This is a genomic window from Streptomyces shenzhenensis (genome assembly GCF_021462265.1).
In the GTDB taxonomy this organism is placed as follows: Bacteria; Actinomycetota; Actinomycetes; order Streptomycetales; family Streptomycetaceae; genus Streptomyces; species Streptomyces shenzhenensis.
In genome coordinates this window covers 1-1,733 of sequence record NZ_JAJONF010000137.1, presented here as the reverse complement: position 1 = coordinate 1,733, position 1,733 = coordinate 1, and the positions used below count along the sequence as shown (strand labels likewise).

Sequence of the window (1,733 nt, the reverse complement as noted above, 5' to 3'; positions counted from 1 at the left end):
CGCAGGGCTTCGGCGTAGTCGCAGGGTGTCCGATCCGTGATCGTGCGACGATGCCGAAGCCCTGCCGCGTGCGGGCTTGGGCCGGCTGCCATTGATGAGTCGCATCGAGACCGGTACAAGTGACGAGTGACAGAACCTCTTGCTCCTCGTCCGGACGGCCGCGTCGCCTCGAAGCCGGGAGGGTGGACCCGACAGTCGGCGGGTGCGATGTTCGCCGCCCTCGCAGCCTTTCTCGTCACTCGCGACGTCACGTTCGGGTTCTTCATGCGCACGCTGCCCGGCTGGGCGTACACGGCTACGGTCCTCGCGGGACTTGCTGTGTCGGCTGTTGCTTACGGCCTTGCCGTGTTGTGGCTCAGGCGATTGCCCTAGCAGGGCTCACGGCAGGCTTCAACGTTGGTGCACGGGCGTCCGGTTCTGACAATCCGTCGGCTTGGCGGTCATCCGGGAGCTGACAGGCACGGACTCCCAAGATCATGGAGTTCTCTACGCCCCGTGATCCAAGTGGAAGACCGTGCCTGTCACCGCATCATCTCTGATCCCGCCTGCCCTTGACCAACTGCGTGAGAATCCGCAGGTCGGACCCGAGGAGGTCCCGGGCCTGCTGGAGCGGTTGGCCGGGGTGCCGGATCCGCGTGACCCGCGCGGAGTGCGCCACCGCCTGGCCGTCGTGCTCGCTCTCACCGCGTGCGCGGTGCTGGCCGGAGCGACCTCGCTGCTGGCGGTCGGCGAATGGATCGCCGATGCCCCTGGATACGTGCTGGAACAGGTCGGTGCCGCCCCTGATCCGCTTCTGCCCAGGCGGGTCCTGCCCGCCGAGACCACGGTCCGCCGGCTGCTGGCCCGCATCGACGGCGACGCGCTGGACCGGGCGGTCGGACGCTGGCTCGCCGACCGACGCCCGAAAACGACCGGGCTGCGCGGCCTCGCGGTGGACGGCAAGAGCCTGCGCGGCGCGGCCAAGGCAAAGGGCCGTAAGATCCACCTGCTTGCCGCACTGGAGCACGCCACCGGCCTGGTCCTGGCCCAGCTGGACGTCGGCGAGAAGACCAACGAGATCACCTGCTTCCAGCCACTGCTGGACACCGTCACCGATCTGACCGGTGTCGTCGTCACCAGCGACGCCATGCACACCCAGCGCGAGCATGCCGACTACCTCCTCGGCCGGGGCGCCCACTACATCGTGATCGTCAAGGGCAACCAGAAGAAGCTGCGCCGACAACTCAAGTCCCTTCCCTGGAAGGACATCCCGCTTCAGGGGCGCACCCGTGGCATCGGCCACGGCCGCTCCGAGATCCGCCGGATCAAGGTTGCCACCGTGAACAGCCTCCTCTTCCCCGGAGCCCGCCAGGCCGTCCAGATCAAGCGCCGCCGCACCGACCGCAAGTCCGGCAAGACCACCGTCAAGACGGTCTACGCCGTCACCAGCCTGACCGCCGGGCAGGCCACCCCATCCCAGCTCGCCGGACTCGTCCGCGACCACTGGAAGATCGAGGCCCTGCACCACGTCCGCGACACCACCTTCGCCGAGGACGCCTCCCAGCTACGGACCGGCAACGCGCCCCGCGCGATGGCCACCTGGCGCAATCTCGCCATCGGAGCCCTCCGCATGGCGGAGTAAAGAACATCGCGTCCGGCCTCCGCCGCAACGCCCGCGACCCTCGCCGCCCCCTCACACTCCTCGGCCTCGGATGATCGTAAACCGGACGCCACGCGACTACGCCGAAGCCTTG

Annotated in this window: 1 protein-coding gene; it reads left to right on the top strand. The window is 68.6% G+C overall.

Annotation, left to right across the window (positions count from 1 at the left end; all coding sequences use genetic code 11):
• Window positions 1-514: 514 nt before the first annotated feature.
• The gene (locus LQ326_RS47050; protein ID WP_234545355.1) at window positions 515-1,621 is read left to right on the top strand and encodes an ISAs1 family transposase; all 1,107 of its coding nucleotides are present in this window, start codon (window positions 515-517) and stop codon (window positions 1,619-1,621) included.
• Window positions 1,622-1,733 lie beyond the last annotated feature (112 nt).